This window comes from Acidimicrobiia bacterium (genome assembly GCA_040289475.1).
Lineage (GTDB): Bacteria > Actinomycetota > Acidimicrobiia > ATN3 > PSLF01 > PSLF01.
In genome coordinates this window covers 24,891-49,912 of record PSLF01000012.1, presented here as the reverse complement: position 1 = coordinate 49,912, position 25,022 = coordinate 24,891, and the positions used below count along the sequence as shown (strand labels likewise).

Annotated in this window: 24 protein-coding genes; 16 read left to right on the top strand and 8 right to left on the bottom strand. The window is 54.9% G+C overall.

Features of this window, described 5'->3' with window-relative positions; all coding sequences use genetic code 11:
* Positions 1-15 precede the first annotated feature (15 nt).
* Both C4318_07335 and C4318_07330 read left to right on the top strand, forming a co-directional pair.
* Entirely contained in the window at positions 16-1,347 is a 1,332-nt protein-coding gene (locus C4318_07335; GenBank protein MER3454950.1) for a hypothetical protein, read from the top strand.
* A 2-nt stretch (positions 1,348-1,349) separates the two neighbouring features.
* Positions 1,350-2,330, top strand: a complete 981-nt coding sequence (locus C4318_07330; protein MER3454949.1) for a GTPase Era — start codon at positions 1,350-1,352, stop codon at positions 2,328-2,330.
* A gap of 19 nt (positions 2,331-2,349) precedes the next feature.
* Here the strand turns inward: C4318_07330 and C4318_07325 are convergent, their stop codons facing one another.
* The gene (locus C4318_07325) at positions 2,350-2,637 is read right to left on the bottom strand and encodes a 4a-hydroxytetrahydrobiopterin dehydratase (protein ID MER3454948.1); all 288 of its coding nucleotides are present in this window, start codon (positions 2,635-2,637) and stop codon (positions 2,350-2,352) included.
* A gap of 17 nt (positions 2,638-2,654) precedes the next feature.
* Positions 2,655-3,635: a hypothetical protein gene (locus C4318_07320; GenBank protein ID MER3454947.1), complete on the bottom strand. Its 981-nt coding sequence runs from the start codon at positions 3,633-3,635 to the stop codon at positions 2,655-2,657.
* Here C4318_07320 and C4318_07315 point away from each other — a divergent pair.
* The 7 genes from C4318_07315 to C4318_07285 all read left to right on the top strand — a co-directional run bounded on the left by C4318_07315 (position 3,595) and on the right by C4318_07285 (position 12,169).
* Complete coding sequence (locus C4318_07315) at positions 3,595-4,392, top strand: DNA repair protein RecO (GenBank protein ID MER3454946.1); 798 nt, start codon at positions 3,595-3,597, stop codon at positions 4,390-4,392. The genes C4318_07320 and C4318_07315 overlap by 41 nt on opposite strands.
* Positions 4,393-4,459: 67 nt before the next feature.
* Positions 4,460-4,801, top strand: coding sequence for a hypothetical protein (locus C4318_07310; protein ID MER3454945.1), 342 nt, complete (start codon positions 4,460-4,462; stop codon positions 4,799-4,801).
* Between the two features lie 331 nt (positions 4,802-5,132).
* Complete coding sequence (gene uppS / locus C4318_07305; protein ID MER3454944.1) at positions 5,133-5,882, top strand: di-trans,poly-cis-decaprenylcistransferase; 750 nt, start codon at positions 5,133-5,135, stop codon at positions 5,880-5,882.
* Positions 5,842-6,501, top strand: a complete 660-nt coding sequence (locus tag C4318_07300; GenBank protein ID MER3454943.1) for a hypothetical protein — start codon at positions 5,842-5,844, stop codon at positions 6,499-6,501. Before uppS ends, C4318_07300 begins: the two co-directional genes overlap by 41 nt.
* A 119-nt stretch (positions 6,502-6,620) precedes the next feature.
* Positions 6,621-7,943 (top strand): glycine--tRNA ligase, encoded by a 1,323-nt coding sequence (locus C4318_07295; protein MER3454942.1) that lies wholly within the window; start codon positions 6,621-6,623, stop codon positions 7,941-7,943.
* Entirely contained in the window at positions 7,944-10,607 is a 2,664-nt protein-coding gene (locus C4318_07290; GenBank protein ID MER3454941.1) for a pyruvate, phosphate dikinase, read from the top strand.
* A 107-nt stretch (positions 10,608-10,714) separates the two neighbouring features.
* Positions 10,715-12,169, top strand: coding sequence for a hypothetical protein (locus C4318_07285; protein ID MER3454940.1), 1,455 nt, complete (start codon positions 10,715-10,717; stop codon positions 12,167-12,169).
* A 25-nt stretch (positions 12,170-12,194) separates the two neighbouring features.
* Here the strand turns inward: C4318_07285 and C4318_07280 are convergent, their stop codons facing one another.
* Together C4318_07280 and C4318_07275 are read right to left on the bottom strand one after the other, a co-directional pair.
* On the bottom strand, positions 12,195-14,579 hold the full coding sequence (locus C4318_07280; GenBank protein MER3454939.1) for a hypothetical protein: 2,385 nt from the start codon (positions 14,577-14,579) through the stop codon (positions 12,195-12,197).
* Between the two features lie 192 nt (positions 14,580-14,771).
* On the bottom strand, positions 14,772-14,993 hold the full coding sequence (locus C4318_07275) for a DUF2905 domain-containing protein (GenBank protein MER3454938.1): 222 nt from the start codon (positions 14,991-14,993) through the stop codon (positions 14,772-14,774).
* Between the two features lie 102 nt (positions 14,994-15,095).
* On the opposite strand from C4318_07275, the gene C4318_07270 reads away from it, so the two are divergent.
* Genes C4318_07270 through C4318_07260 form a run of 3 tightly spaced genes read left to right on the top strand, consistent with a single transcriptional unit; the run spans position 15,096 to position 17,708 of the window.
* Positions 15,096-16,841: a fatty acid--CoA ligase gene (locus C4318_07270; GenBank protein ID MER3454937.1), complete on the top strand. Its 1,746-nt coding sequence runs from the start codon at positions 15,096-15,098 to the stop codon at positions 16,839-16,841.
* Entirely contained in the window at positions 16,825-17,340 is a 516-nt protein-coding gene (locus C4318_07265; GenBank protein ID MER3454936.1) for a hypothetical protein, read from the top strand. The genes C4318_07270 and C4318_07265 overlap by 17 nt, the downstream gene beginning before the upstream one ends.
* Positions 17,337-17,708, top strand: coding sequence for a hypothetical protein (locus C4318_07260; GenBank protein MER3454935.1), 372 nt, complete (start codon positions 17,337-17,339; stop codon positions 17,706-17,708). The genes C4318_07265 and C4318_07260 overlap by 4 nt, the downstream gene beginning before the upstream one ends.
* Positions 17,709-17,797: 89 nt before the next feature.
* Here the strand turns inward: C4318_07260 and C4318_07255 are convergent, their stop codons facing one another.
* Positions 17,798-18,031 carry an AsnC family transcriptional regulator gene (locus C4318_07255; GenBank protein MER3454934.1) on the bottom strand — a complete coding sequence of 78 codons (234 nt, stop codon included), beginning with the start codon at positions 18,029-18,031 and terminating at the stop codon, positions 17,798-17,800.
* 216 nt (positions 18,032-18,247) lie between these two features.
* Between C4318_07255 and C4318_07250 the strand changes: the two genes are divergently transcribed.
* A complete protein-coding gene (locus C4318_07250) occupies positions 18,248-18,940 on the top strand; it encodes a phosphoribosyltransferase (GenBank protein ID MER3454933.1) in 693 nt (230 codons plus the stop codon).
* A gap of 23 nt (positions 18,941-18,963) precedes the next feature.
* Here the strand turns inward: C4318_07250 and C4318_07245 are convergent, their stop codons facing one another.
* Positions 18,964-19,173, bottom strand: coding sequence for a cold-shock protein (locus tag C4318_07245; protein ID MER3454932.1), 210 nt, complete (start codon positions 19,171-19,173; stop codon positions 18,964-18,966).
* 103 nt (positions 19,174-19,276) lie between these two features.
* Here C4318_07245 and thiL point away from each other — a divergent pair, with 103 nt between their 5' ends.
* Positions 19,277-20,386, top strand: a complete 1,110-nt coding sequence (gene thiL / locus C4318_07240) for a thiamine-phosphate kinase (protein ID MER3454931.1) — start codon at positions 19,277-19,279, stop codon at positions 20,384-20,386.
* Here the strand turns inward: thiL and rpmB are convergent.
* Entirely contained in the window at positions 20,383-20,577 is a 195-nt protein-coding gene (gene rpmB, locus C4318_07235) for a 50S ribosomal protein L28 (protein MER3454930.1), read from the bottom strand. The genes thiL and rpmB overlap by 4 nt on opposite strands.
* Between rpmB and C4318_07230 the strand changes: the two genes are divergently transcribed.
* Both C4318_07230 and C4318_07225 read left to right on the top strand, forming a co-directional pair.
* Positions 20,518-21,324, top strand: coding sequence for a DNA-binding response regulator (locus tag C4318_07230; GenBank protein ID MER3454929.1), 807 nt, complete (start codon positions 20,518-20,520; stop codon positions 21,322-21,324). The two genes, rpmB and C4318_07230, sit on opposite strands and share 60 nt — an antisense overlap.
* Before the next feature lie 7 nt (positions 21,325-21,331).
* Positions 21,332-23,422 (top strand): DNA helicase RecG, encoded by a 2,091-nt coding sequence (locus tag C4318_07225; protein MER3454928.1) that lies wholly within the window; start codon positions 21,332-21,334, stop codon positions 23,420-23,422.
* On the opposite strand, the gene C4318_07220 is transcribed toward C4318_07225, so the two are convergent.
* Entirely contained in the window at positions 23,401-24,999 is a 1,599-nt protein-coding gene (locus C4318_07220; protein MER3454927.1) for a hypothetical protein, read from the bottom strand. The two genes, C4318_07225 and C4318_07220, sit on opposite strands and share 22 nt — an antisense overlap.
* Positions 25,000-25,022 lie beyond the last annotated feature (23 nt).

Here is a 25,022-nt window from a genome sequence, read left to right as displayed (position 1 = left end):
TGAAGCGAGCACGGAATGACATCGGATTTATCAATGCCGTGTTTTCTGGCTGCGGAGGCCGCAATTTCGCTTTCTCCTACTATCACTTGGGTCGTGGTCGTCGCCCTTTTGGTGCTCAACGCATTCTTAGGAATGTCGGAGACGGCTTTGACGAGGGTTTCTTACATCCGAATGCGGGCTATGGAAGAGGAGGGCAATAAATGGGCAGCCCGGGTAAGAAAGCTGCTAGAAGAACCAGCCCGCTTTCTGAACGTAATTCTGCTAACTACCTTGCTGATCCAGCTTTTTTCGGCCTCACTCACCGCAGTGGCTGTGGAGGTGCTTTTTGGAAGGCCGTATGTCACAGTCGCAACCTTCGCCCTCACCCTCGTACTGTTCGTTTTCGCTGAATCTATGCCGAAGACTTATGCGATCCAGCATCCCGAAAAAGTCGCGTTGGTCGTAGCACCAGCTATCGCAGCGTTGACGGCTTTGCTTTATCCACTTGTCAGGGTGCTGGTTGGATTATCCAACGTGATACTTCCGGGTAAAGGCTCCCCAGAGGGCGCTTTCTCTGAACTCGAGATAAGGACCATCGTCGACAAGGCCGCTCCAGATGTCGAAGCCGAAGAAAAGAGGATGATCCATTCGATCTTTGAGTTTGGAGAAACTATCGTGAGAGAAGTCATGACTCCTCGCCTGGATATGGTGGCAGTTCCTGACACAGCGACCCTCGCCGAAGTGCGAGATGTAGTGGTCTCAAAAGGCTACTCGCGGATCCCGGTGTACAACAGAGACCTTGATTCAATAACCGGAATCGTCTACTCCAAGGATGTCCTCAGGAGCATTCACGAGGGCAACTCACAGTTGCTGGCAAAAGACATCTGCAGGCGACCACATTTTGTGCCCGAACAAAAAAGGGTCGCCGAGCTGCTCCACGAGATGCAGCAAGACAAGTTCCATATGGCGATAGTGGTGAACGAGCACGGGGCTACCACGGGGCTGGTCACATTGGAAGATCTTTTAGAGGAGATCGTTGGAGAGATCGCCGATGAGTTCGATGTGGAAGAGCCCAACATAGAAGTAGTGGACGAAGACACAGTGCGGGTGCGAGGTAGGATCTCGATTGACGACTTGAACGATGCCCTAGGTCTGGAGATCAAGGCTGACGGATTCGACACCGTAGGAGGACTGATTTTGAAACAACTCGGACGATTACCAGAAGAGGGCGAGGCAGTGCACTTTGATGGGCTTGAGTTTGTCTCGGAGCGGATTCTCAAACGGCGCATCATGAGCGTCCTCATAAAGGGCGTATCGAAGCGCATCACTAGATACGATGAGGAAAATGACCAGAGCGAAGCCTCTTGAGTATGTCCCGTTTTGGCTATGTCGCAATTGCTGGAAGACCAAACACCGGCAAGTCAACCCTGTTGAACACGGTTGCGGGCCAGAAACTGTCGATCGTGTCGAATGTTCCTCAAACCACTAGACATCCGGTCAGATTCGTAATCAATTTGGGGGATTCGCAAATTGCCCTGGTGGATCTTCCTGGCTTCGCTAAGCCGAAGACGCTCGTTGGGAAGAGGTTGAACGAGGCCGTATCGGGTTGGGTGGCAGACTCGGATGCATGCATCTTGCTCGTAGATGCGGCTGCTGGAGTCGGACGCGGAGATTTATACCTTGCCCGCACTATTCTCACCACACAAGTGCCAGCGGTGTGTGCGGTGAACAAAGTAGATGTGGCTAGCAAAGCTGAGATCGCCCTGGCTCTCGAGAAGATGAGAGAGGTTTCAGAAGAGTGCGAAGCATCCGGAGGGAAGGCTTTTGTAGATTTCGTTCCCATATCTGCAAAGACCGGTTCTGGGATCAGAACTCTCCTGGATACAGTAGCCTCGATTCTTCCCGAGGGTGACCACCTGTACTCGGGCGAAGAATCGCTCGGTCTTGGTGACGACAACGAGTTGCATCGAAGAATTGCCGAGATTATCAGAGAAAAGCTCATTCGAAACGCAAAAGAAGAGTTACCTTATTCGATCGCTGTCATTGTCGAGGATATAAACGTGCGCGAGGCAAAAAAGACAGGTGAGGTAGAGACAGAGAGCGACCAGACCGGTACACAATATGGTAGAAGTCGGGAGCTAATAGAGATTTCTGTAAAAATTTTAGTGGAGAGAGAGTCACAGAAAGCCATAGTCATAGGTTCCAAGGGAGAGGCCCTGAAGAAGGCAGGGACCGAAGCACGCCTGGAATTAGAGGCTTTATTAGGAAGCAGAGTCTTTTTGGACTTGCGAGTCGTTGTTGAAAAAAATTGGCAAAAAAATCCCAAGATCTTGGATAAGTTGGGGCTATGAGAGGCTCATTTTCAGAGCTCTAGCGGGTATGGGCTGCTGCATCAATTGCCTTGGCAAGCTCAATGTCTTTTTCGGTCACGCCTCCCTCTGAATGAGTAGAGAGAACTACTCTCACCGTTGTCCATCGGATATCTATGTCGGGATGATGGTTTTTCTCTTCCGCTATTTCTGCAATGCGCGAGACAAAAGCAATTCCATCCATGAACTTGTCGAATCGGAATGACTTTTCGATTGAAGAGGTGTCGCCATCCCACCCCTCAAGTTCCGCCATAATTGCTTCAAGCTCATCATGTTGTAGAACTGTCATTTAGAAACACCAACCTCCTAAGCGACACGGGCTCCCACTATCTCTATTGCTAAAGGTTTGACTTCTAATTTAGCCGGAAGCGGGCCAATGCGCTCTCCGTCTCCGTAGCAGGCAAAAGGACGAGAAGCTGAAAGTCGGACTCTTTTTGCACGTACCACACGTATCTGGGGATCCTCCACGTGCGTACCTTTGAACACTTTTGGAAATGTCCGCATGAAGTGCCTTCTGCTTATTGGGCCCACTATGCACAAATCGGCAACACCGTCGGTAAAGGACGCTTCTGGCGCTACCCGCATCCCCCCACCATAGCGGGGTCCATTCGCCACTGCGACCAGCCACGCTGTAAACCGCTCGGCTTCATTTTCGTCGAGCACCATCTCAAAAAGAGCCGGCTCGGAGCGGACCAGGGTGGTGAAGACAGCTACGGTATAGCGCAGTGGACCCTTGATCAGTTTGATCTTTTCCGCCGCCTCGGTTACCTCAGAGTCGAAGCCTGCTGCTACTACCGACAGGGAGACGCCAATCTCTCCCGACTCGCACTCTGCCACTAATACATCGATCGCCTCGGCCTTTTCCGACGCTAGAACTCGTACAGACCTCTCGGGGTCTTTGACAGGTAGACCCAGAGAGGCTGCCGTGTCGTTCCCTGACCCGCATGCGATGATTCCCATCGCCGGCCTGGATCCGTTCTCCCTCGTATAAGAGGCGCCTTCACCCCCCAGGAGCCCCCTAGCGACCATGTTGACGGTTCCATCACCGCCCATTGCCACGGGTATGCGCCCGGACTGCCAGGCTTCAAGGGCTATATGGCCAACCGCTTCAGCAGAGGGACTCTGCGCGAACACGACATCCAGGGATGCTCTGTCTATTGCCTTGCGAACAGGGTCAGCGAGGCGACTAGCTTTGTAACGATTGGACGAAGGGTTGAAGATGACCGTGTAAGCTCGACTCGATGTCGTGTTTGCCTCCGTGTGCTTTACGATAATCGGTCGTCGTATGTTGTTCTATTACCATTCGTACGCTATGCGCGTATTCGATCACGAAGCAATCGTAGTATCTGGATCCAGGTTAGGGGAAGCAGACAAGATCTTGACCCTGCTTACTCCCAAGGCGGGGCGGGTAAAGGCAGTCGCCAAGGGTGTTCGCAAGACCAAGTCGCGCTTCGGAGGACGCTTAGAAGCTCTGAACCATCTAGATATTTCCCTGTACCAGGGCAAGAGTTTGTACACGGTGACATCTGCCCACTGCATCGAAGTTTTTCCAAGGATGCGCGCCAGCCTCGCTCGATTGGAAGCGGGTCTGGCGTGCGCGGAAGCAGCGGCGCGCGCTGTCCACGAGGGGCAGCCAGCTGCCCCCCAATTCGCTCATCTTCTCGAGGCTCTGCGAGCTCTGGACAAGTGCGATCCAGGCCCCACTTTTTTTGTCTGGTTTTTGATGGTGCTTTCCAGGATCTCGGGCTTCGCGTTTCACCTCGGCTGCTGTGTGGGCTGTGGAGCCGATAGTCAACTTGAGTTTTTATCCATACCCGATGGCGGTGCAGTCTGCCGCCAGTGTAGAAGTCGGTACTCTTGTTTCAAGATCGATCCACAGGTGCTCGAGGTCATGCGCTCTGCTTCGGATGACGCGGGATCAACGGCGCCTCCTCCCGATGTGGCTCGCGTCGCAACGCATGCATCGATCAAACTCTTCGAATATCATCTAGAGGATCGCCTTCGCTCGTTTCGTGTGGTTAGTGGCTTAGGAATGGCCAAATAAAATTTGTTGCGACTAAGTGTCGGTCAGCAAAGAGGCTGTCCCGACTCGGTCCCGGGAGGTTCGATAGATGCACGCTCAGACCGCCGGCAGGAGGATGGCGAGCGATCCGGGAACCGGCGCTCGCCGTAACTCTGTGTGGATTGTGGCGGCAATTGCCGTATCGATTGCCCTCGCTGCCGTGATTGTGCTTGAGGTTTATGTGAGGACCAGGGCTGCGGTAGCTTTTAGAGGCCTTGAGTACAAGGCAGTATCGGGGTGCAAGGCGCTCCCACACGGCCAGGAGTTGACCACAATTGGGTCGACCTTAGGGCATCCTATAAACGGGCCTTCCGGAATCGACAACCCAGCTGTCATTTACGTGCGGTGCTATCCAAGCGGGTACAAGGAATACCGCACCACTCAGACTTGACAAAAGCGGGCGGCCTACTTTTCTCTGCTAGCCTTCGCAGTGAGAATTGAGGCCCTGGTTTGCCCGCATTTTCTTGGAGGAGTATTTGACCTGCGATCCCGCACTAGAGCAAGGACGTCTCGTGCCTGAAAACGGCAGAGATGTTTCACCCGGGAATTTCGCTGCCAGCATAGAAGACAAGTCCGCTGGGACAGCCTCGACAGTGCATCCGCGCAACGCATCCTCGCTACGAGGTCGCTGGTGGGTAGAACTGGATAACAAGGAGCGACAGGCAAGGGCTAGCCTCCTTCGCATAAATCCCGAGAACATTCCCCGTCATGTCGCAATCGTGATGGACGGGAACGGTCGATGGGCCGAACGAAGGGGACTCCCTCGCACTGAGGGACACCGCGCTGGGGAGCTGGCACTGCTGGATTGCGTGGAGGGCGCGCTCGAGGTCGGCATTCAGTATCTGACCGTATTCGCTTTTTCTACAGAGAACTGGAAGCGTCCCAAAGAAGAGGTGGACTTTTTGATGGCATTCGCCCGGGGAGTTCTCGAGCGGCGCAGAGAAGAATTGGCCCAAAAGGGAGTCCGGATCGTATTTGCGGGGAGGCGAGAGCGGCGAGTGCCGAAGAGGCTCTTAGAAATGATGGATGAGACCATCGAGTACACGAGAAAAAACCGGAACATAGTGTTGCAAATCGCCGTCAACTACGGTGGAAGGGCAGAAATAGTGGACGCAGCGAGAAAGCTGGCGGCCGACGTTGCAACAGGGAAGATATCTCTCGACAAAATAGACGAGCGCAAGTTTCGAAAATACCTTTACAACCCTGACATTCCCGATCCGGATTTAGTAATAAGGACATCCGGAGAGATTCGTATTTCCAACTTCTTGCTGTGGGAAGCTGCTTACTCCGAGTACGTCTTTCTGCCAGTCCTCTGGCCCGACTTCGACAGGAACGTTTTATGGGAAGCGGTTCGAGAGTATCAGAGGCGAGAGAGACGATTTGGGGCAATCGCGCCTAGCAAAGAAAGGGAGGGGCTCGAGCAGAGTAAAGATGGCTCTTCTGACAAGGGAGATCGAAGCGGTGCGATATGAACACCCCTTTGTGGTCACTGCTATTGCAATCTGGGCAGCATCGACGGTCATGGCGATAACCGCTGCTGTCTTGTGGTGGAAGAGTCGAGCCGATCGAGCAAAGAAAACGAACGTTGTTCGTTCTTTTCGCCTCGCTCGTATGTCTCTTTATACGGCTTCTCTTGCACTATTTGGCACGGCTGTAGGGGTGGGCGTGTACCTTGCTGGTCCTGGAGAGATCGGCAACCCGTCCCCGATCATCGAGGAGCCTGCATTACTAGTCTCGCCTGATGCGTCGCCCCTCTTGGTCGGAAAGCAGCCAACGATCAGTGATAGCGCTGATGATGCGGTGGTCACTAAAACGTCCGCGCCCCTGTCGAATTCTCGACTGGATCGAGCGCGAGGCCCGTACAAGATTTCATTCGACTCGATTGGCGACGTACGAGTGGGTGACACCGAGGAATCGATCACCGCAGCCTTTGGAGATCCGACCGGGGTCCGTCCGAATGACTCCCTGGGGAGAACGACCAAGGCCTTTGTGTATGAGGAGCAGAACTTGAGTCTCACTATCTACACTTTCGAGGGTAGGGTCATTGCGTTCAGTGCTGGCTTGTCCAATGATCTTTCGCATAGAGGGTGATCGGATAGTTCGCATAGACGGGGTTGGAGACAGTGGTTGAGGCTCGAAGACTCGAGGAGATAATCGTCGTAAAAGAGCCAGAGGCGGTCGAGTCAGTCGCGGTCTCGGGCGATGAGTTGATGGATAGAGTTGTATCGCTGGCGAAGAGACGAGGGTTCATCTTCCAGTCGTCAGAGATCTATGGCGGACTTCGTTCAAGCTGGGATTACGGCCACTACGGTGTGCTTTTCAAGAACAACGTAAAAGCCGAGTGGTGGAAGTCTATGGTCGGGATGCGGGACGACATTGTCGGCCTCGACTCTGCGATCATCATGTCGCCGAAAGTCTGGGAGGCTTCTGGACACGTCGACTCGTTCACCGATCCGCTTGTTGACTGCCGCGTGTGCAAACAGCGCTTTCGTGCGGATCAACTTGAAGACCCGTCGCTCTGTCCGGCATGCGGCGCCGAAGGCAGCCTAACCCAGCCTCGTCAGTTCAATCTGATGTTCAAGACGTACCTGGGACCCGTAGAGGACGAGGCCTCCATCGCTTACTTGAGGCCCGAGACAGCACAAGGCATTTTTGTCGATTACGAGCTAGTGAGAGAGACCACGCGCAAAAAGCCGCCTTTTGGCATAGCTCAGATTGGCAAGGCATTTCGCAACGAGATAACACCCGGAAATTTCACTTACAGGACCCGGGAGTTCGAACAGATGGAGCTCGAGTACTTCGTCCCCCCAGAAGAAGCGGAAAAGTGGTTCGAATACTGGGTTGAAGAACGCATCGGTTGGTATCGCTCGCTAGGCATCCATCCGGGGCGTCTTAGGACACGTCCCCACGACAAAGAGGAGCTTTCTCACTACTCTGCCGCCACCACCGACATCGAATATATGTTCCCTTGGGGATGGGGAGAGCTCGAGGGAATCGCCAACAGGACGGACTTCGATCTGAGGCAACACTCACAGTACTCGGGTAAGGACCTTCGCTACTACGATCAGGAAAAAGACCAGAAATACTTCTTGTGGGTAATCGAACCATCGGCGGGGGCCGACCGGGCCACCCTAGCATTCTTGATCGACGCCTACCGGGAGGAGCGAGTGAGAGGAGAGCGCCGGGTGGTGCTGGGTTTAGATTCTCGCCTAGCCCCAGTAAAGGTAGCGGTGCTCCCCTTATCTAAAAACCCAGACTTGGCCCCGCCGGCCAGAGAGATCGCCGCATCGTTTAGAGGAAAGATAAGTGTCGAGTACGACGATACGGGATCCATAGGGAGACGGTACCGGCGTCAGGACGAGATCGGTACGCCGCTGTGCGTTACGTTCGACTTCGACTCCCTCAAAGACAGTGCTGTCACTGTCCGATTCAGAGACTCGATGGCCCAGGAGCGGGTTCCCATCTCACTGTTGCACTCTCGAATCCTGACGCTTCTAGAATCGGGCCATTGCGATAACGATACGGAGGCATAGATGGGCACCGGCCACAAATGGGTTTACAAGTTTTCCGAGGGATCCAAAGAAATGAAGGATTTGTTGGGGGGCAAGGGCGCGAATCTCGCGGAGATGACCAACCTCGGACTGCCTGTGCCTCCTGGATTCACTATAACGACCGAGGCATGCATCGCTTACTTGAAGGAAGGATGCTTCCCAGAAGGGTTGTACGATCAGGTGCTCGAGGCTCTGTCGTGGCTGGAGGCCTGTCAAGGAAAAAGGCTGGGAGACCCCGAAGATCCTTTGCTCGTCTCGGTGCGATCTGGCGCAAAGTTCTCTATGCCGGGAATGATGGACACGATCCTAAACCTGGGTCTCAACGATGCCTCCCTACAGGGCTTGGCTGCTCAGACATCTGACCCTCGTTTCGCTCTAGACTCCTACCGACGTTTTATCCAGATGTTCGGCAAAATCGTCCGCGACATTCCCGGAGATAGCTTCGAGGAAATACTTACTGCAGTAAAAGAAGCAAGAGGTGTCGATTCCGATGCAGCCCTGAGCGAAGATGCGCTAGAGGAGATCATAGACGCCTACAAGAGACTGTACGAGAACGAGACATCCGAAAGTTTCCCACAAGATCCCCTTGCACAGCTTGAAGCCGCTATCAAAGCGGTTTTTGAATCTTGGAACAACGAGCGAGCAAAGGTCTACAGGCGCAAAGAGCGTATCCCCGACGACCTCGGCACAGCAGTGAACGTACAGGTGATGGTATTTGGGAACAAAGGAGAGACTTCTGGCACCGGGGTCGCCTTCACTCGTGATCCAGCGACTGGGGAGCGAGGTCTCTACGGTGACTTCTTGCCTAATGCGCAGGGGGAGGATGTCGTTGCTGGGATCCGCAACACCATACCCCTTTCTGAGCTAGCTAGTATTCAGCCGGAAGTTTATCGCCAACTCGAAGAGATTATTGACCTCCTCGAAAAGCACTATCGAGACATGTGCGACATCGAGTTCACAATCGAGCAGGGCCGCTTGTACATGCTTCAGACCCGGGTAGGGAAGCGGACCGCCAAAGCAGCCCTCAAGATTGCTGCCGACATGGTTTCTGAGGGGTTAATTGAGAAGTGGGAAGCGGTTTTGCGGATAGAACCCGAGACTTTGGATCAGCTCCTCCATCCGCAGTTTGACCGGTCGGCCTCCTATGAGGTGGTGGCAAAAGGAGTCCCGGCGTCTCCGGGTGCAGCAGTCGGTGAAGTTGTATTTAGCAGCGAGGAGGCGGTGCGCAAGGCCGCAGCGGGGAAAAAGATAATTTTAGTGAGGCGCATGACAGACCCCGACGACCTGGCCGGGATGATCGCTGCCGCAGGGGTGCTGACGTCTCAGGGGGGGAAGACTTCTCATGCAGCGGTGGTATCCCGAGGAATGGGAAAGCCGTGTGTGGTTGGGTGCGACCAGATAAAAGTGGAGGAAGAGCAGAGGCGTTTCTTTGTTGGGGAGCACGTAGTCGTAGAAGGTGAGGTCGTCTCTATCGACGGTGCAACAGGAGAAGTTGTACTAGGAGCGGTTCCGCTAGTGGAGCCCGAGCTTTCCGGTGAACTAGAGGTTGTCCTTGGATGGGCCGACGAGTTCCGCCGAATGGGAGTGCGGGCGAACGCCGACACCCCCGGAGATGCCGAACTAGCACGACGCTTCGGGGCTGAAGGGATAGGGCTGTGCCGCACCGAGCACATGTTTTTAGGCGACCGACTTCCCATAGTCCAACGCTTCATTCTCGCCGAAAGCGAAGAGGAGGAGGCCGCTGCACTGGCGGATCTCTTGGAGGTACAGCGGGAAGACTTTGTAAAAATCTTTGCCGCAATGGATGGGCTTCCGGTCACGGTGCGGCTTCTCGATCCTCCTCTTCACGAGTTCTTGCCCAAAAGGAAAGAGCTAGAGGGGGCCTTAGCCCTTCTGGAAAAGGAAGGCAAGGCCAACTCGCCTGAGTACGCTCAAAAGAAGGCTTTTTTACACGCCCTCGATCACTGGGAAGAGGCCAACCCAATGCTTGGGATCCGAGGTTGCAGGCTAGGTCTCCTAAAGCCTGGGCTGTACGGTATGCAAGTGCGGGCAATTGTAGAGGCGGCCTGTGCTCGCATTGCTGCAGGGGGAAAGCCTGTCGTAGAGATCATGATCCCACTAGTGGCCGATGCTTCTGAACTATCGGTACTTCGGAAGGAGGTCGACAAGGCCGCAGCACAAGCTATCTCCGCTGCCGGAAGGGACTCGCTGAAATACACGATCGGAACGATGATAGAGGTCCCCAGGGCCGCACTCACGTCTGCTGAGATTGCATCGGTCGCGGATTTCTTCAGCTTCGGCACCAACGACTTGACCCAGATGACCTGGGCGTTTTCTAGAGATGATGTAGAAGCGAAACTGCTGCCCCGCTACATAGACGGCGGAATTTTGAAGGAAAGTCCCTTTGAGGCGCTGGATGTGAGTGGGGTGGGACGACTCGTGGAACTCGCTGTAAAAGAAGGCAAGCAAGCTTCGCCCAACCTCAAGACTGGTGTGTGTGGAGAGCACGGTGGCGATCCGAGGTCGATTGCGTTTTTCCAGCGTGTTGGAGTCGACTATGTGAGCGCGTCTCCATATAGAGTTCCTGTGGCTAGACTCGCTGCTGCACAGGCAAGCCTTGGTTACCAGGGGGATGCCAGTAAATAAGCAGTATTTCTGCAGAAATAACAATCCGCGATTAGGGCAATTGGTTCTGCCAACTCGGCGTTATGACCAGCACATAAAATCCGTGACGAGGCAAAAAAGGAGTACAAATGCCGATAGCAGCTGAGAGAAAACTGTTGGGATATGGGGAGGGTTTTTACGGCCCGCCTCATTCTTGGGAAGACCGCCACTACATAGTAGATGTTCTAGCTTCAGAAGGACTAAACGCTTATGTATATGCGCCGAAAAACGACCCCTACCACAGGGACCGCTGGCGCGAGCCGTACCCAGTAGAAGAGCTCGATCAATTTCGCCACTTAAAGCAGAAGGCCGAGTCTCAAGGAGTATCCTTTTGTTTTTCCATTTCCCCGATGGGAATGGTGTTTTCTTCCGAAGATGATTTTGCATTGCTACAGGAAAAGATTCGCCCCTTTTTGGATATGGGAATATCGGATATGGCGGTTCTGTTCGATGATGTTCCCGAGGTACTCCTAGTACAAGACGAGGGTAAGTTCAAGAGTTTAGGGCAGGCGCACGGGGCAACCGGAGCTAAGATATTCGAATTTATATCTGTACACGGCGCCAGGCTTGCGATCGCGCCTACAGAGTACACAGGCAACTACATTACTCCCTACCTCCAAGACCTAGCCGCCGAGCTACCTTCTGAAGTCCCGATTGCCTGGACGGGACTGTATGTCCTTTCGCCTGAAATTACTGCAGAACAAGTTGCCGAACGGGAGGCAAGCCTTCAGCATCCAATTCTCGTGTGGGACAACTTTCCGGTCAACGACGGGCCTATGGGGGTGTGGTGTCATTTGGGTCCTTGGCAGGGGAGGGACTGGCGTTTGATACAGTCCGCCGCCGGTCTTTTTGTAAACGGTATGCAACAGGCGCGGGCATCCATGGTAGGCCTTCGTCAGTTAGGTCAGCTAATACGAGACAAAGAGGATTACGATCCAATGAGCGCTTGGGTGAGGGCTTGTTTGGAGACTGGTAGGGGAGCTCCCGAGGCATTCAGGATAGTGGCGGAGCAGATGTCAGACTCCGTTTGCCAGCCTATTCCATCACCTACCCTCTGGACTCTTTTGGACGAACTAGAGATTGCCTCCGATGAGCACGTAGACGACCTTCGCTCTAGGATCGTGTCGGAACTGGAACGCCAATCAAAAGCACTTGCGGAAGTTCGTAAATGCCTAGAGGACAAGAGCCTACTAAAGGAGTTAGATCCTTGGCTCGATCAGATGGGTCGCAATCTTACGGCAATGTACACTCTTGCCAAAGCATGGGAGGCAGCTAAACCCGAAAGATCATCGGGTATCATGACCCCCCAGCATATGTTTTCAGTCATCGCTGCAATACTACAGAGAACACAGCCGGGCGGAACGGGAAAGGTAGTCCACGGCGCATCTTTGGGATTCAGGGCAGTAGTCGAGACAGTTGGAGACGGCTGGCGCGTCCATCCAGGAGCCATCGTAGAAAACCGCTCTGCTGTCGACCGCTTTTTTGCTTTGGTTCTAAAGCGTGTGTGCCGAGACAGGGATAGCGAGATACAAGGGACTGACTAAAGCGGCCATCATGGGGTCTTCGGATTTACTCGGTCTTGAGCTCCAGTCTGGCCTCTGCTGAGCCTTCTACTGCGCGCCTAGTAAAAAGCTGTGGATGGTAGATACCGGCACAGTACAGCTCGGCTAAGTCTTTGTAGTGAGGGCTCTCTGGCTGTCCCGACTGTCCGGGATGATTCACCGAGAGCGAAGTGTCGAAGTCGGCCATGTTCACTATGTGTCGGTACGAAGCACAGGCTAGCTGGCGGAATCCGAATCGCATTAGATAACCAGTGTTGTTGACCGTGTGGATATCGCCGCCCATCTCGAACGGCCCTATATCGAACAGCTCTCTCAATACGGGTGTTCGGGCTGCACTGTGTCGATAGTAAAGCGTATGGAGACGGCCCCATCGCCACTGAGCAATATCACTGCCTAGCGTTTTCCGCAGAAATTGCATTGCCTCCTCCGTGGCTCTCGTTAGGGCTATGTCGCGTCCTAGAACAGGATTGTCGCTGTCAAACTTGGAGAACCAGTATTCGTTGGGGGCCGCTAAAAGATCGAGAAGCGACGTCCACGGACCCTTGGAACCCTCCAGCCAGTGCGCGAAGTCGACTCTTTTGAACTTGTCCTCAAAGATCAGCAGTACGGCTCGTCTCAGAGTCGCCTCATAGACTGCTGCGGCAGCCGAATGCGAGTCGAGCCTGTAGTTCCACTCGGAGAGGAGCTTCTGGGCAAGGCGAACATCGTCAGGAGGCTCTCGGAGCGCCAACACATAAGGAACGAATTCCCGGGCTGGCAGAGATTCGACGTCGGTTTGGAGTCGAATCATGTCTTCTATTCCAACCTTACGTCGTATAGCCAGAAAAGCCCGGATGCGGTTTGCTCTGAATCCCGGATCCCAATCTCTGGAAACTACGTGGGGCGAGGTGTCTGTGGTTATCCGCTCGTTAGCCGAGAGAATAACATGGTTCCGCTTTCCCAACTCTTTGGGCATTTCTTCGGGCCCAGTGAGCCCATCCCAGTCATAAGCGGAATTCCACCCGGGTTGAGGAAGTAGCCCATCCCCGGTTTTTCTAATTGGAACCCGACCGGCAGTTACTCGTCTTATGCGTCCGGAACGATCACAAAAGGTGAAGTTGAGAGCCGGGGCGCACCATCCCTCCTCTAAGATTTCCTGAAACTCTTCGACAGTGCTGGCTGTTGCGTAGCGAAGGGCTGCGGCGAAGGTGGACTCTTGTGGCCGGGCGTGGTGTGCAGTCCATGCGACCGACAGTCCGAATTTGTTGTCGGAACTTTGGTAAACAATTGGCCCGTGGCAGGTAAGCTTTACTTCAAGCTTGTGGGGCTCGGAAGCGCCTCTTATTGGTATCTCATGAACCTCGACCTCTAGCAGCTCCCGCGTTCCGTTCCTGATGTACGCCGTCTTGTCGTGGGGGTCAAGCTTTTCGACGTACACATCTTGTACGTGAGCAGAGGCGTTAGTCATGCCCCATGCGAGGTGCTCGTTGTGACCCATGACAATTCCAGGGGTACCAGGTGTAGTGCAGCCTATCGCGTTGTATCGCCCACCGCTGAGGTGGACTTCGTACCATGTCGATGGATTGGAAACAGCCATGTGCGGATCTGTGCAGTGAATCGGGGTTCCTGTTTTGGAAAGGTGTGAGTCCACTACCCAGGAGTTCGATCCGATGTAAGCCGTTTCGAGTATCTGGTCGGTGTATCCCGCAAAGCGATAGTGGCCGAAAACCGCCTCCGGCCCTATCCAGGAGTAGTCGAGCCCGACTGGAATATGGAGCGGATCTGCAGGGTCCTTGGGATCTATGTCCTTTAGTCGCTCGGGACCGAAGTGCTCTAGAAGGCGTGCTCTCAATACGATTCCGGGCCAGAACCCCGCCTGGTTGTAAGCCATCCCGTATCCGATGAGGTCGTAGGGGTCGAAAGGCTCCGGCTCAAGCATTGTTAGGGAGTACTCGATAGGCAGTCTGTCAGTATGGGACTCAATGAACGCATTCACTCCTTCTGAGTAGCGGCTGTATGCCATTTGAGATTCAGGGTCCAACGCTTCGAATGCCTCTCGGATGCGCCGCTTGAGGCCTATGGTTCTCACGAAGATATCGAGTGCCAGGGCGCCAGGCCCAAATGCCTCGGCGAGGCGGCCCCACTCCATTCGGCGCCTCACTTCCATCTGCCACAATCGGTCTTGGGCGGTCACGAATCCTTGGGCGAAAAAGAGGTCCTCTTCGTTTTTGGCGAAGATGTGCGGGACCCCCCAGCGGTCTCTCAGGACTTCTACGTTTGCAATCAGCCCCTTTAGTACCACGGTCCCATCGGTGCGCGCTAGAACACGGCGAGCCTCTCCTCGAAGTGAGTCTATGTCGGTAATGTCGAGGACGGGAAAGACGAACTTTTTGTCACGTTTTTGATCAAACATTGCTACCCCGGATTTTGTGTTGCTATTTGGCTCTGGGTTTGGGCGACGGAGCTGGATTGAAGTCGCGTGCTATTCATTCACAACTACGGGCGAGGCATATTGTGCCCTATTTGTGAAGGCCCATGCTGCAAGCGAGGTCTACCGGATTTCAAGGTAGAGCGAGGTTGCCGGCTCTTTCGACCTCTAGAGGACTTAGAAAAGCCGTCGCAACAAATTAAGGACGAGGGTTAGAAAGACAGAGAGAAGCAGCATAGAAGCGAGCGGGATGTAAATCTTCGTGTTCTCGGTTTCTATGCGAATGTCTCCGGGCAGCCTGCCAATGAAAGACAGCCACCCAAAGTAAATGGAAGCACCGAGCACTACTGCCACGATCCCTATAGTTACGAGGAAAGTGCCAAGCGCTTTCGAGTCCAATCTCACACCTCCATCTCAACATCGGGATCTTTTTCTACCTCAAGTTATTATGAAGTGGCCGAGAGGGGAGGTGAGGTGAGTCAAAGCCCCGATCCTATTTCCATGCTCACAGGGCCGGGTGGCCCATTCGAGGTTGTAACCGAAAAGGTTAGGGGAATACCTACCCGCGTCTACAAGAACAGAATGAAGAGCCTGCGACAAGTACTCGAAGGCTCAAAGGGCCACGGCGACAAGGTTTTTATCGTCCAAGGCGAGAGGAGGATCAGTTTTGCCGAGCACTTTTCGCTCGTGTCTTCGGCGGCCCAGACGCTCCGGCATCAGGTGGGGGTGCGCACCGGTGACCGTATTGCGATCCTGTCTGCCAATAACCCCGAATGGTCGGTGGCGTTCTGGACTGCCCAGGCATTGGGGGCAGTGGCAGTGCCTCTTAACGCCTGGTGGAAAGCTAAAGAGCTCGAGTACGCGCTTACCAACTCGGCGACCTCGGTACTCGTCTGTGACCTGCGGCGCTTGGCGGTAGTCGAACCAATCTTGGCGCGGCTGGATTCACTGCGCGCCATCTACGTTATCGGAGCTAGCGAAGAGTCTCTCGAACACGCTCGCTCGTTGGCGCGCCCTCAACAGCGAGTCGCTTCCTTTTCCGAGCTGGTCTCTGAAGAGGAAGCCTCTCTGCCCGATGTCTCTGTAGAAGAGGACGACTACGCGGCGATCTTTTACACCTCCGGCACTACGGGCAAGCCGAAGGGATCGATTGCCACGCAGCGCAACGTCATCGCCAACTTGCAGAACCTTATGTTGATCGGACTGCTCAATCGCATGCTCGATGCCCGAGTAGGGGAAAAAAGCGGTTCTGCTGGGCAAGATGGCCAGATGGTCAACCTGTTGGTAGTCCCGTTTTTTCATGTAACGGGCTGCTTTGCGGTGCTTGTCGTGTATTTCGCTACCGGCAATCGCATCGTGCTGATGGAACCTGGAAAGTTCGATCCCTTGGCGGCATTGGAGCTCATAGAGAGGGAACGAGTCACGTCATTTGGGGGAGTTCCCACCGTCGTCCAACGGGTTGTCGACCACCCAAAATTTTCCGAGTTCGACACCTCCAGTGTGACGCAAATAGCGTTCGGGGGTTCACCACCCCCTGCGGAATTGGCAACTAAGATCCGGGAAAAGTTCCCCAATGTCGCACTACGCGGCGGAGCGGGTCAAGCGTATGGGCTCACAGAAACGTCCTCAGTGGCCACCATCAACGTCGGCGAGGACTATCTCAGACGGCCGAACTCCGCTGGAAAGGCCGTTCCGACGGTAGAAATCAAGATAGTCGATGCGGAGGGAAATGAGCTCGCTCCTGGCCAGCGCGGCGAGATCTGGCTGAAGGGTCCGATTGTCTCTCCTGGATACTGGAACGATCCCGATGCGACCGCTGCCTCCTACACAGACGGATGGCTTCACACCGGAGACATTGGCTACTTGGACGAAGACGGCTTTTTGTACGTCGTAGACAGGGCCAAGGATATGATCATTCGAGGTGGCGAGAACATATACTCGATCGAGGTAGAAGACGTCATTTACTCTCATCCCGCAGTTTCTGAGTGCGCAGTTGTTGGCGTGCCCGATCCAGACTGGGGAGAAGTGGTCAAAGCTTTTGTTGTCCCAAAAGATGGAGCGAGCGTAACTCCCGAGGAGATCAAAAGGTACTGTGCCGAGCGCTTGGCCGACTATAAGGTTCCTCAGCAAGTCGAGGTGCGGACAGAGCCGCTTCCTAGAAACCCGGCTGGCAAGGTGCTAAAGCCAGCTCTCAGGGGATCGAATACGTCGTTTTCGATAGACGCTGACAGTGACTCTGCGCTCTGAAAAGCCCAAGCGTAAGCGCCGGAAAAAAGCGGAAGAAGCACACCCTGAAGCGTCCGAACCAAGGCTACGACGCAAAGGGTCTTTGGCGATAGCAGGAATTGCTTTGGGAATCGCTACTACAGCGGTCTCGTTTTCGTTTTACCGCTATTTTTGGGTTGACAGTCCCGCACGGGCTCTGGAGCGGTGGGCAGAGGCAACAAGAGAAGGGGACTGCGACGCGAGCTACGAGGGCTTGTCGGCCTCCGTGAAAGACTCCAGTGTGCTCGGAGAGAAGGACAACTGGTGCCAGGTCATTGGAAGCCGCAATTTCATCGGTACCCTCAGCGTGGAAAAGACGTTGCGAGAAGGGACCAAGGCCTGCGTGGTGAGCGAGATTCACAACCCGGACTCATCGGTCAAAAGGAAGGCCTTTATTTTGGTGTACGAAGAGAGGTCTTGGAAGGTCGATCTGGGAGCCGACCCCGTCTCTGTGGGCATTCGGGGGTGTCCTGAGGCATGATTTCGGCGATTCATAGAGCGCACATTTTCGTGGCGTTTTTACTCACTGGGGCTTGTGCGGTCGGCGGTATATGGTCAGCCTACTGTTGGGCAAAGAAGAAGAATCCTGCGCGGCTACTGCGGGTCTGGTACGTAGGTTGTTACGCATTGGTCTACTGCCAGGTGGCGCTGGGAGCGATCCTCTATGGCCGTGGTTTGCGGCCGGGAGATGTAACCCATGTGTTGTATGGCATAACGCCAGCAGTGGTGATCCTGGTGCTACAGGCTTCGAAGAAATCGATCGAGCCTAGGATGGCTTCGGTCATGACCATCGTGATGTTCGCTTTCGCGGGCATGGGGGTGCGTGGGATCATCACTGGTTTTGGCTAAAAATGCCCCACCGCACACCTCGTCGACCTAAAAGCGCCCGTTATTCTGCTCGCCAGCTGCACGACTTGGCTTTGATAGCTCGGATAGGATCAGAGGTGCACTACTGGGCAGGTGAGCGTTCTCGTAATACCTTCCACCAGCTGGATCTTCGAGACAACCAGTTTGCCTAGATCGTCCAAGGTGTCGGCCTCTGCCTGCACGATCACGTCGTAGGGGCCGGTGACGTCATCTGCAGAAGTAACCCCTTCGATCTTTTTTACATCCTCTGCAACTTGTGCAGCCTTTCCTACTTCTGTCTGGATCAACACGAACGCCCTAGCCAAGTGTTCACCTCCGTGCTCAGGTCTTTCCAACAGGCAGCCCAGCAATACTAAAGGGCAGCCGTCTCAATTCTAAGAATCGCCGCTCGCCTCGTGCCTACTTCATTGCGGAAGCTTTGTGGTTTCCTCATCCTTTTCCAACTAATCGCGCCCTACGAATCACCGCTCGTCTGGTACCAACATTCGGCATCGGCGCCGTTTACCTGAAAAAATTGACGTATGTCATTGCACACACCCAGATACTCCGCTCTTCCATTTGCCGGGCGCAAAGAGGCCGGTCGCCTTTTGGGCGAGTATCTGAAGGGATACCTTCGACAGTTTGGACCTTCCCCCTCAGACTTAGTCGTGTTGGGGCTTCCTAGGGGCGGTGTAGTTGTTGCTTCGGAAGTCGCAAAAGTCATTGGGGCTGATCTTGACGTATTACCCAGCCGCAAACTAGGAGCTCCTTCCAACCCCGAGCTAGCAATAGGCGCCGTGTCAGTTGCAGGTGATCCATATCTGTCGCCGTCGGCATTCCGCTTTGCCTCCGAAGAGTGGATAAGGCGAGAGACCGAGGCCCAAAGAGCCCGTGTAGCCCAGCAGATACGCCTGTTCCGAAAAAGCGACGAGTATTTGTACCTCACCGACAAAGTATGCGTGGTTGTAGACGACGGAACGGCCACAGGGGCCACGGCGTTGGCCGCTTGTAATGCCTTGGTTCAGCTGGGAGCTGCTGAGGTGTGGGTGGCCGTGCCGGTGGCTCCTCCGGAGGCTCTAGGACTTCTCGACGAGGTGGCAGATGAGGTCTTTTGCCTAGCAGTCAGAGCCGACTTCCAAGCCGTGGGAATGTGGTATGTCGACTTTGGTCAGACAGGTGACGACGAGGTACGAGCTATCCTCGAAGAGTTCAGACGAGGGGACGAGGCGCAGTGAAAAAAAAGGACACACCTGGTTCCTCAGCGACCGTCTTGACCCAGCCTCAGTCTCGTCGCTGTTTTTACCCCGTTGACTTCGGTGAGATCGAAGACGACCCTCTGACCCTGCCGAAGTGTCCTAAAGATGGAGCCTTCGAGGGCGTCGGGAGCGAGAGGAATCTCTTCCCCGTTGTCCGCGAGAACCTCACCCTGTCGGGTCGCTGGATCGTAGGCTTTTATCGTTCCTTGCATTCGACCTCCTTCTGGTCGTCTAGCTGCACGCTCTCGAGTGGCCAGATGCAATCTACATTTCTCGCGCACCCGGCGCTACATCGATGGGTTCCCAAATCGAGGAGTGCGCGTTGCCCGTGGGACAATTGCCCGATTCGTTAGGGACGTCGAGATGAGTCTTTCCTCAGAAAAACTCTCCGATATAGGCGAAGCCTTACTCGTTGAGCAAATCATACGCTCCCTACCTCGTTGCGGGGATCCAGGAGAGTGTCCTGGAGACGATGCGGCGGTGGTCTATACAGAATCGGGATCCACCCTTCTTTTTTGTATCGATACTTTGGTCGAAGGCGTTCATTTCCGCCTCGACATCTCCAGCTTTTTCGACGTGGGATGGAAGGCGGTGGCCGTCAACTTTAGTGACATTGCCGCCATGGGAGGCTATCCCTCCAAGGCAGTGCTTTCGGTATCGGCTCCAGGCAATACAGACGTAGCCGCCGTGGGCGAGTTGGTAAAGGGTGCGAGCGAGTGCGCGAGTCGATACCAAGCAGCGGTCGTTGGCGGTGACACAGGAGAGGCTCCACTGCTTGTCGTAACTGTAGCGGCGCTTGGATCGATGCCGCCTAAAACAAGGCCGGTGCTGCGAACCGGCGCGCGGCCGGGGGATCGGGTGGTAGTGACCGGTTGTCTCGGTGCAGCCCAGCTAGGCCTGGAAGCGGCTTTAGCGGGAAAGAACAAAGAAGACGCCTTCGTTATGGCCCATCGTCGCCCGACTCCTCGTATCAAAGAGGGGACTACGGCTGCCTCAAGAAGAGCCGCGTCGATGATCGACGTCTCCGACGGCCTTGTACTCGATGCATCCCGCCTCGCTGCGGCGTCCGGTGTCTCCATTGCGCTCGATCTGTCGACGCTTCCGCTAGCCTTGAACCCATCGCAAAAGACTTCTCATGAGCCGCGCGAGTCATCTGAGCTGTATCGATTGGCTCTCCGAGCTGCTCTGTTGGGGGGAGATGACTACGAGCTGTTGTTCACAATCCCAGAGCAGGATCTGGATCGCTTGTTCGAGGCATGGAGCGAGGAGCTCGCTCCTCTCTCCGTAATAGGAACCGTCGATACTGGATCTGGAGTGCGATTGCAGCCTGTCGATCTTGTCCCAGAAGATTTAGAAACGGGAGGTTGGCAGCACTTTTATGGTACTTTTACGGCCCGAAGTCCCCATTCAACGGGCATAGACTAGACCCTTCTAGCTTCTACCTTTCCTGCCTTCAAACAACCAGTACACACGTAGAGTCTTTTGGGAGTTCCCTCGACTACAACTCTACGCTTTTGGACGTTTGTCCCAAATTGCCGTCTGTTGCGACGGTGGGAATGGCTAACTCGCATTCCGAAGCCGGGCCCTTTTCCGCAGATATCGCACACCGCTGCCATGATGAAAATACTCCTGCCAGTTCGCTAAGCCCTTCTCAGTCTCGACACTTCCACTCGGAAGCACCGACCTGGCGAGCGCCTAGTCTAACATCGGATCGGCGACGAAAAGAGGGTATTGCAGTGAGAGTAGTGATCGCTGACGACCACGGGATCGTACGAGATGGAGTCAGGATGCGTCTCGAGTTGTTTCCTGATATCGAGGTAGTTGGCGAGGCGCGCAATGGAAAAGAGGCCATCGAAGTAGTGAGGCAAACTGAGCCCGATGTGGTCCTTATGGATGTGAGGATGCCCGGCGTAGACGGAATCGAGGCAACCAAAGAGATTAGAACTAGCTATCCAGACACTGCAGTAGTGGTGCTGTCTACCTACGACGACAGAGATCTCGTGAAGACTGCCCTTGACGCTGGTGCGGCGGGTTATCTCCTAAAGACCGCTTCTGCCGACGAGATTGTAGATGCAATTAGGAATGCGGCCTCAGGAAAGGTTTCTTTACACCCAGAAGCAGCTAAGGCTCTCCTAGATGCCCTCTCGGAGCGCCCTCCCGCCGAACGATTTGGACTATCTCCAAGGGAGGTGGAAGTGTTGCGCAACCTGTGTCAGGGAAAATCGAACAAGCAAATTGCTGCCTCCCTTCACATCTCACCGCTGACCGTAAAGACGCACCTGCAATCCATTTTTGCCAAACTCGGAGCTAAGGACAGGTCCCAGGCTGTAGCGATCGCACTGAGGTCCCGAATTGTCGAGTAAAGGAGGAATGGGATGGTACACGTTGGCCTCCAAATCTGTGGGGGCGCTTAGGAGGGTTGGCTTCAACGGCCAGCGTCGTCTTCGCTCTATGGGTCTCGAGACAGTAAAGGACCTACTGCAACACTATCCTAGAAAGTACATCGACAGGTCGTCACTTCTCCCTATCCGCCGGCTGAGGGTGGGCGAAGAGGCAACCATTGTGGCAACTGTTGAAAAAGTCACGGTGAAGCGTCCCCGGCCCAAACTTTCGATTCTTACCGTTACCGTCTCCGACGACTCCGGCGTAGCAGAGTGCATTTGGTTCAACCAAGACTTCAGAGCCTCCGACTTTTCTGAGGGCGATGAAGTAGCTTTCTCTGGGAAAGTGGAGCGCTTTGGCTACCGCCTTCAACTGTCGAATCCCTCGTACGATGTTCTCAGCTACAAGGGGATTTCCGACTCATTGGAGGTCGGCAGAATAGTCCCTGTGTATCCCGCTTCCTTGAAAGCGCGCGTCTCTTCCGGGTATCTCAGGCGTCTCATCTGGGAGGCTCTAGAAACCTTTGCGGACCTTGAAGACCCACTCCCTGAGGCGATGCGAAAGGAGCTCGCTCTTCTAGATCGTGCCAGAGCCCTTAGAGGTATTCACTTTCCAGACTCCTTCGAGCACCTCGCCCAAGCCCGCCGCAGACTCGTGGTGGACGAGGTTTTTTCGCTTCAGGTTGCATTACGGCTCCTACGAAACACAGCAGAAGAGGACAAAACCGCGATACGACACCCCTACCCATCCGAGCTTGCCCAGCGGTTCTTGCTGGGACTTCCATACAGGCTCACCTCCGACCAATCAAAGGCGCTAGCAGAGATCGCTAGTGACATGGCTGCAGGACGTCCCATGCACAGATTGCTGCAAGGAGAGGTGGGGTCGGGAAAGACCGTAGTTGCGGCCGCAGCTATCTGCATTGCGGTATCGGGTGGGCACCAGGCGGCGTTTATGGCTCCGACCGAGGTGCTTGCAGGCCAGCACTACTTCGGACTGCGGCCCTATCTGGAGTCTCAGGGCTTGAGAGTTCGGCTTCTCACCTCTGGGATTGGTGCTCCGCGTAGAAAAGCTGTGCTTGAAGAGATTCGCTCGGGCCGCGTGGATGTTGTTGTAGGGACCCACTCACTGTTTCAGGAAGACGTGGAGTTCGCATCTTTGGGACTTGTGATCGTCGACGAGCAGCATCGCTTCGGGGTTCATCAGCGCCTTAGACTGAGGGAAAAAGCCCCCAGAGGTATTGTTCCTGACGTGTTGATCATGACGGCTACTCCGATCCCTCGAACGGCTGCTCTGACCTTCTATGGAGATCTGGACGTATCGACGATCGAAGAACTCCCCCAGGGGCGAAAGCCAGTGGATACAAAAATCTTGGAGGAGCCCCACGCCGACGAAGCGTACTTGGCGATACGTGAAGAAGTCTCACGGGGTAGACAAGCTTACGTTGTGTGTCCTCTCATAGAGGAGTCCGACAAGCTAGAGGCCTCCGCCGCGGAGGAGGTGTACGATCAGCTCGCATATGGTCCTTTAGCCGGACTGCGCCTGGGGCTTTTGCACGGGAGGATGCCCCCAGCCGAAAGAGAGGCCCAGATGGCAGCGTTTCGGGCTGGCGAAGTTGATGTACTCGTCGCCACCACCATTGTCGAAGTGGGCGTTGACGTTCCGAATGCGACCGTAATGGCCATCATGAGCGCGGAGCGTTTCGGGCTAGCTCAGCTACACCAGCTTAGAGGAAGGGTTGGAAGAGGCTCGGTGGAAGGCAAATGCTATCTAATCGCCTCTAATGCTGATGCGGCTCGCTCCGAGCGTTTGAGAGCTCTGGTCCACTCGTCCAGCGGAATGGAACTGGCCGAGGAGGATCTTCGTATCCGGGGAGAGGGGACCGTTTTCGGTGCTAGGCAGACTGGTCGTACCGACCTCAAGCTCACTCGTCTCGTAAAAGATGCCCCGCTCATTGCCAGATGCAAAGAGTGGGCGGTTCGCCTGCTCGAAGAAGACCCTCTTCTAGAAGCGCATCCAGCTCTAAAAAGGGAGATCGAAAGCATCTACGGAGAAGATCTTCAGGTAGCGTCTGGCTCGTGAGTGTTCGATCTTCCTCCTCCGCCCACGGGAAGGATCAGCTCCACCCTCGTTCCCTGCCCCGGGGCGGATCGAATTTCTACCCGTCCGCCCGCCATCTTGGCCCGCTCGCGCATCCCGGCCAAACCAAAGTGGCCGGGTGGGGCCTGATCCTCAGCTCGGAACCCTTTGCCATCGTCTTTTACCTCGACTCGCAGCGTGTCCGAGGACTTCCACATCCGCACCGAGATCGTCGACGCGGAAGAGTGCTTTACTGCGTTGGCTATAGCTTCTTGGCAGAAGCGATAGATAACCGCCTCCTTGTCCTGGGGGATTTCGAGTCCCTCCGCGACCTCGAGAGTGCAACGCACTTGCCCTATCTCCGCCGCCTCTCTCAATCTGTTTTCGAGCGACGAAAGCAAACCACCTCTGTCCAGGGTAGGTGGGCGCAGATCAAACAAGATCCGGCGCAGCTCGTCGGTGGCGTCTCTAAGCCTTTTGGTCAATTCGGACAGAGATTGTGCTGCGTCCTCTACTCGCCCTCGGCGTATCAGCATTTCGAGGTACTCGGCTTGCATCGCGGCACTGTGCAGTGACTGGATTGTGGAGTCGTGAAGCTCGGTGGCCAATCTTCTTCTCTCTTCATCTACAGCGCCGACCGTTTGCTCTAGCAATCGGCGATTCTCGTCCACCTGTTTTTCCAGCTCAGCGGATGCCCGTGCTAGGTCCGAAACTGCCTCGGCAAGAGCGACTCTGTTCGATTGAACTGCTTCGGCCATACGATTGAAAGCCTCGCCTAATGCGGCGATCTCGTCTCGTCCCTCTACATCTACTCGGTAGCTAAGGTCTCCTTCCCCAAGGCGTTTGGCAGCCTCGGCGAGCTTTTCGAGGCGTCGAGTAAACCCTCGGGACACGACAACCAAAAAAATGAGTGTGGCGACGGCTGCAACACCGAGAAGTATCGCTACCCCTCGGCCTGCAGTTATCGTTTCATCCAGGGTAGCAATGACAACCACGTAGGCCTCTCGAGAGTCGTCGACCTCGGTTACGGCGACGGCAGCTATTTGACTTCCGATGTTTCTGGCATCTGAAAACCTTGGCGGTTGGGGCAGGGGAAGTAAATCGAGCCGGACTTCGCCTGAAGCAAGAAGCGAAGTTGGCTCACCTACCGAAGCTACGACGTCGCCGGTTCTGGTTTTGTCTCCGGCCGAGTCCAGGCCCTCTATGGGTGGGCGAGGTATGACGAGTGCCGTTTGGAGAACGTAGCTCGAGACCGTTTGGGCTCTCAACAGTGCTGTCTGGATAGCAGTGGCGGCTGCGGCATCGCCAGACGAAAGTGTCCGTCGCTCTGGCATTGCCGAGATACCTATCGCAGCTGCAGTGGCTGCGCTCTCGGCTTGTGCTCTGACGGTGTCGATCGCTCTCCTTCGCTCTTGAAAGAAGGAGAAGCCCTGGAGCCCCAGGATGGATACGATCGCCATCACAAGTATGAACGTGAGCTTGGTACGGGCGTTCAAAAAGAAGTAATTCCTGCTACTCCATTTGGGGGATCTAATTATCTCCGATCGTCGGATGGTCCTCGCTTCTAGGTTCTCCGACACTAAGAAGTGTAAATCTCTCTGAA

Excerpts from the sequence above, each read along its gene's own strand:
- C4318_07300 (MER3454943.1), top strand. The coding sequence starts at position 5,842 with ATGGCTCTTCTGACAAGGGAGATCGAAGCGGTGCGATATGAACACCCC.
- C4318_07295 (MER3454942.1), top strand. The coding sequence starts at position 6,621 with ATGGATAGAGTTGTATCGCTGGCGAAGAGACGAGGGTTCATCTTCCAG.
- rpmB (MER3454930.1), bottom strand. The coding sequence starts at position 20,577 with ATGGCAGCGGTGTGCGATATCTGCGGAAAAGGGCCCGGCTTCGGAATG.
- C4318_07330 (MER3454949.1), top strand. The coding sequence starts at position 1,350 with ATGTCCCGTTTTGGCTATGTCGCAATTGCTGGAAGACCAAACACCGGC.
- C4318_07225 (MER3454928.1), top strand. The coding sequence starts at position 21,332 with ATGGGATGGTACACGTTGGCCTCCAAATCTGTGGGGGCGCTTAGGAGG.
- C4318_07230 (MER3454929.1), top strand. The coding sequence starts at position 20,518 with ATGGCTAACTCGCATTCCGAAGCCGGGCCCTTTTCCGCAGATATCGCA.
- C4318_07280 (MER3454939.1), bottom strand. The coding sequence starts at position 14,579 with ATGTTTGATCAAAAACGTGACAAAAAGTTCGTCTTTCCCGTCCTCGAC.
- C4318_07270 (MER3454937.1), top strand. The coding sequence starts at position 15,096 with ATGCTCACAGGGCCGGGTGGCCCATTCGAGGTTGTAACCGAAAAGGTT.
- C4318_07245 (MER3454932.1), bottom strand. The coding sequence starts at position 19,173 with ATGCAAGGAACGATAAAAGCCTACGATCCAGCGACCCGACAGGGTGAG.
- C4318_07285 (MER3454940.1), top strand. The coding sequence starts at position 10,715 with ATGCCGATAGCAGCTGAGAGAAAACTGTTGGGATATGGGGAGGGTTTT.
- uppS (MER3454944.1), top strand. The coding sequence starts at position 5,133 with ATGGACGGGAACGGTCGATGGGCCGAACGAAGGGGACTCCCTCGCACT.
- C4318_07250 (MER3454933.1), top strand. The coding sequence starts at position 18,248 with ATGTCATTGCACACACCCAGATACTCCGCTCTTCCATTTGCCGGGCGC.
- C4318_07325 (MER3454948.1), bottom strand. The coding sequence starts at position 2,637 with ATGACAGTTCTACAACATGATGAGCTTGAAGCAATTATGGCGGAACTT.
- C4318_07290 (MER3454941.1), top strand. The coding sequence starts at position 7,944 with ATGGGCACCGGCCACAAATGGGTTTACAAGTTTTCCGAGGGATCCAAA.
- C4318_07260 (MER3454935.1), top strand. The coding sequence starts at position 17,337 with ATGATTTCGGCGATTCATAGAGCGCACATTTTCGTGGCGTTTTTACTC.
- C4318_07335 (MER3454950.1), top strand. The coding sequence starts at position 16 with ATGACATCGGATTTATCAATGCCGTGTTTTCTGGCTGCGGAGGCCGCA.
- C4318_07310 (MER3454945.1), top strand. The coding sequence starts at position 4,460 with ATGCACGCTCAGACCGCCGGCAGGAGGATGGCGAGCGATCCGGGAACC.